Annotated in this window: 4 protein-coding genes; 2 read left to right on the forward strand and 2 right to left on the reverse strand. The window is 70.5% G+C overall.

Features of this window, described 5'->3' with window-relative positions; genetic code table 11:
• Together RJ03_RS37080 and RJ03_RS10725 are read left to right on the forward strand one after the other, a co-directional pair.
• On the forward strand, positions 1 to 152 hold a 152-nt coding region (locus RJ03_RS37080), incomplete at its 5' end, for a benzoate/H(+) symporter BenE family transporter (protein WP_174372293.1).
• Between the two features lie 62 nt (positions 153 to 214).
• Positions 215 to 1,030, forward strand: coding sequence for a sulfurtransferase (locus RJ03_RS10725; protein ID WP_036500849.1), 816 nt, complete (start codon positions 215 to 217; stop codon positions 1,028 to 1,030).
• A gap of 6 nt (positions 1,031 to 1,036) precedes the next feature.
• Here the strand turns inward: RJ03_RS10725 and atzF are convergent, their stop codons facing one another.
• The gene (gene atzF, locus RJ03_RS10730; protein WP_036500847.1) at positions 1,037 to 2,629 is read right to left on the reverse strand and encodes an allophanate hydrolase; all 1,593 of its coding nucleotides are present in this window, start codon (positions 2,627 to 2,629) and stop codon (positions 1,037 to 1,039) included.
• A 10-nt stretch (positions 2,630 to 2,639) separates the two neighbouring features.
• Positions 2,640 to 4,580, reverse strand: coding sequence for a 5-oxoprolinase/urea amidolyase family protein (locus RJ03_RS10735; protein ID WP_036500851.1), 1,941 nt, complete (start codon positions 4,578 to 4,580; stop codon positions 2,640 to 2,642).
• Positions 4,581 to 4,679 lie beyond the last annotated feature (99 nt).

Genomic DNA, 4,679 nt, shown 5'->3' on the forward strand with positions numbered 1-4,679 from the left:
GGGTCGCCGAACATCGTGTCGCGGCCACGGTGACGTTTCTGGTCTCGGCCTCCGGGATAGCGGTGTTCGGCATCGGCGCGGCGTTCTGGGCGGTGGTCGCGGGCCTGGTCGTGCGATGGATGCTGACCCGCCGGGACACGCCGGTGTCGTAGGCTGACACCTGTTCGCGTCACGGGTACATCTGTTGACTGAGGAGCCGGGCTTGACCGCGGTACTGATCTCCCCCGAAGAACTCCGGAAATCGCTGGCGGACAGCGAGAGCCGGGTGCATCTGCTGGATGTGCGATGGGCGCTGGGCGATCCCGACGGGCCCCAGCACTATCTCGCCGGCCACATTCCCGGCGCGATCTTCGTCGATCTGGAGACCGAGCTGGCCGCGCCGCCGTCCCCGGCACACGGCCGCCACCCGTTGCCGACCCTCACCCACCTGCAGAAATGCGCCCGCAGCTGGGGACTGCGCACCGGGGAGCCGACGGTCGTCTACGACGCCACCGGCGGTATGGCCGCGGCGCGGGCGTGGTGGCTGCTGCGCTGGGCGGGCGTGCGCGACGTGCGCATTCTCGACGGCGGCCTGCCCGCGTGGGAGCGCGGCGGCGGCGATCTGGCCGTCGGCACCGAACCCGACCCGAAGCCCGGCGACGTGGTGCTCACGCCCGGCAATATGCCGGTGGTGGAAGCCGACGAGGTCGCGGGCTGGCGGGGCGCGCTGCTGGACGCGCGAGCCGGGGAACGTTATCGCGGGCAGGTCGAGCCGATCGACCCGCGCGCCGGGCACATTCCCGGCGCGGTGAGCGTGCCGACCGCGGAAAACCTCACGCCCGAGGGCACTTTCAAGACCCCGGACCAGTTGCGGGCGCGGTTCTCCGATCTCGGTTCCGGCCCGGTGGCGGTCTACTGCGGTTCCGGGGTGACCGCCGCCCACCAGATCGCGGCGCTGTCGGTCGTGGGAGTGTCGGCGGCGCTGTATCCGGGTTCGTGGTCGCAGTGGTCGTCGGATCCGGAGCGTCCGGTCGCCACGGCGCTGGATTGACGCGAATCAGCCCACGGCCCCCGCTGCCAGGGCCGCGCGCCAGTCACCGTATTCGCTGATGTCCTTCCCGTCGGCGGCGGCGGTCCCGTCACATCCGAATGCGGTGTGCCAGGTGCCGTCATCGAGTTCGACGGCGCCCAGCTGCATCGGCGCCGGCAGCGCGGCGAGGAAGCGGCCGAGGGCGGCGGGGGAGAGCAACCAGCGTTCACCCGCGACCGACACACCACCCTCGCAGCGGGTCACCGCGGGCTTCGGCGGCGTGGTGTCCAGGGCGGCGAGGCGATAGGCCGCGGCCGTGCGAACCGGCCCCGCCCACCGCGCGCCGAGCGCATGCAATTGGTGTTCCAACGGCTGGCCGCGCAGATGCGCCCCGAACACGATCAGCTCACTCACCGGTGCGACCGCCAGCGGCCACGGCCGCGTGATCTCCGCGTCGCCGGTGATCGACACGGCGATGTCCAAGGCCACCGCATCCTCGAACGGCCGCGCGAAAACCGTGACGCCGAAACAGGATTCGCCCGCCATCCCGGCGGGCACGGCCACGGCGCACAGATCGAACAGATTGCAGAAGTTCGTGTACGTGCCCATGCGGGAGTTGACCCCGATCGGATCCGCCTCGACCTGCGCGATGGTCGGATGCGTCGGGGCGGTCGGCGCGAGCAGGGCATCGGCGTCGCCCAGGCTGTCCATCGCGAGCGCGCGCAAGCGCTCGAGTTCGGCGCGGTCGGCGACCAGCCGATGCGCCGGAATCTCGCGGGCGGCGCGGACGATGCTCGCGACGGTCGGATCGACCGCATCCGGATGTGTCTCGATGAATTCACCTACCGCGGCGTACCTTTCGGCGACCAGCGCTCCGTCGTAGAGCAGCCTGGCCGCGGCCAGGAACGGCGCCGCGTCGATCTCCACGATGGTCGCCCCGCGCCGGCGGAGCGCGGTGACGGTGCGGTCGAACGCCGCCCGCCACACCGGATCCAGTTCCGGCAGTTCGGCGAAGATCGCGACGGTCGGGCGCGGCGGCGCCGCCAGCCGGGTATCGGCGGGCCAGGCGCGTGCGGGCGCACCGGCGGCCATCACCCCCATCGCCTGATCGGCGCGCGCCGGGTCGGCGGCGAAGATCGTCACGCAATCATAGGAACGGCAGGCCGGGACGACCCCCTCGGTGGAGACGACTCCCACGGTCGGTTTGATGCCGACGATGCCCTGCAGCGCCGCCGGAACGCGCCCGGAACCCGCGGTATCGGTGCCGATGGCGATATCGGCCGCACCGGTCGCGACGGCCACCGCCGAACCGGAACTCGAACCGCCCGAGATGAATTCGGGACGACGCGAGTCCGAGACGGGACCGTACGGCGAGCGGGTGCCGACCAGACCGGTCGCGAACTGATCCATATTGGTCTTGCCGACCACGACCGCACCCGCGGCGCGCAGGGCCGCGACCGCGGGCGCGTCGCGGTCGGGTAGGTAGGCGTAGTCCGGGCAGCCGGCGGTCGTCGGCAGGCCCGCGACGTCGACGTTGTCCTTGACGGCCACCCGCAGACCCGCCAGCGGACCGGTGGCGTGCGGACCCGGGTCTTCGGATCGATGAATCCAGATGCTCATATCGGACCCCTCATCCTCGTTCGTGCAATTCGCCCGCCGCCTGCCACGAATCACGCTCGGCGGCGAACGCTTCCGCCTGCACTGCGCGGAAGTCGGTGATGGATTCGGCGTTGGCGGACAGGAAATCGCGATATTCGGCGAGCCGGAATTCGCCCTCCTCGGCGCGCAGTGTGCCGCGACCGCGGGCGAAGTCGGCCCGCATGTCCAGCAGTTCCTCCGCGGACACCGGATACCAGCGGATGCGATCGAAATACCGCAGCAGCCAGGGATCCTCGGCATCGCCGGTGGCGCGGTGGTTCCACACCTGTGTGGTACGGCCGACGAATTGATATCCGCCGGGTCCCTCCATGCCGTAGATGCACAGATAGGCGCCACCGATGCCCACCGCGTTCTCCGGCGTCCAGGTGCGGGCCGGATTGTATTTGGTGGTGACCAGGCGATGGCGCGGGTCGGTCGGGGTCGCGACCGGTGCGCCGAGGTACACGTCGCCGAGGCCGAGCACGAGGTACTCGGCGGCAAAGACCGTATCGAAAACGTCTGCCACCGTGGACAATCCGTTCATCCGGCGAATGAACTCGATATTCCAGGGGCACCACGGCGCATCGGCCCGCACGCCGTGCATGTAGCGGGTGATGGCCTCGCGCGTGGCCGGATCGTCCCAGGACAGCGGCAGGTGCACCGTCCGGCTCGGCACCACCAGTTCCGTGGCCGGGGGCAGGGCGGATTCGGCCTCGCGCAGCAGTCGCAACAGTTTCGCCGTGGCCAGCCGGTCCGGATCGAAACGCACCTGGAGCGAACGGATTCCGGGTGTCAGCTCGGTGATCGCCGGCTCGGCGTATTCGAGCAGATGCCGGTGCAGGGCGTGGACGCGGGCGCGCAATGCCAGATCCAGCGTCATGTCACCGTATTCGACGAGGACGCCGTCGTCGCCGGCGCGGCGATAGGTGACAGTGGTGGTGTCGTCGGCTTCGGCGCGGGCCAGGATGCCGTCGTCGCCGTCACCGCCGTCGGACAGCACGATCGGCCAGTCGGCTCGCCGGGCCGGGCCCAGGGCGCGGATCGAGGCGGCGCGGTCGGCGCGCACCGGGACGAAGCGGACGGTGTCACCGGGACAGAGCTGCCCGAGTTTCCAGCGCTCCGCGGCGACAACCGTGACGGGACAGACGAATCCGCCGAGGCTCGGGCCGTCCGGACCCAGCAGGATCGGTGTATCACCGGTGAAGTCCAGGGCACCGATCGAATAGGCGGTGTCGTGGATGTTCGAGGGGTGCAGTCCGGCCTCGCCGCCGTCGCTGCGCGCCCAGTGCGGTTTCGGCCCGATCAGCCGCACCCCGGTCCGATCGGAGTTGAAGTGCACTTCGTAGTCGGTGCCCAGGATGGTGTCGATATCGGCCCGGGTGAAGAATTCCGGCGCGCCGTGCGGGCCCTCGGTGACCGCGAGTTCCCATCGGCGCGTCAGCACCGGCTGCTCGGCCATCGGTACCCCGGACCCGATTGTGCCGGTCGGCTCGCCCAGGGGTAACCGGTCGCCGGCGCGAAGAGCGGCACCGGTGCCGCCGCCGAATCTGCCGAGTGTGAAAGTGGCCGTGCTGCCGAGGTATTCGGGCAGGTCGAGACCGCCCTGGAACAGGACGTAGGTCCGCATACCCGGACCCTGCACGGCGCCGACATCCAGCGTGCCACCCGCCGGTACCTCGACGGTGCGCCACTGGTGTACGCGCTCGCCGTCGATGGTCACCGTCGCGGGCGCACCGGTCACGCACACTCGAGTCGGCTTGCGGAATCGCAGCGCGGGCCCGGCGAGGGTGCATTCGAGTCCGGCCGCGCCCTCGTCGTTGCCCAGCGCCCGATTGCCGAGCCGGAACGACAGATCGTCCATCGGTCCCGACGGCGGCACGCCGACGTGCCAGTAGCCGACGCGACCCGGCCAATCCTGCACGGTGGTCAGCATTCCCGGCCGCACCACCACGAGGTCGGCGATGGACTCCAGAGTGGTTGTGCTCGTCGCGAATTCGGTTGCCGTCGTCATTGCGTCACCACCATCCGTACC

The sequence above is a fragment of the Nocardia aobensis NBRC 100429 genome (assembly GCF_000308375.1).
Classification (GTDB): Bacteria; Actinomycetota; Actinomycetes; order Mycobacteriales; family Mycobacteriaceae; genus Nocardia; species Nocardia aobensis.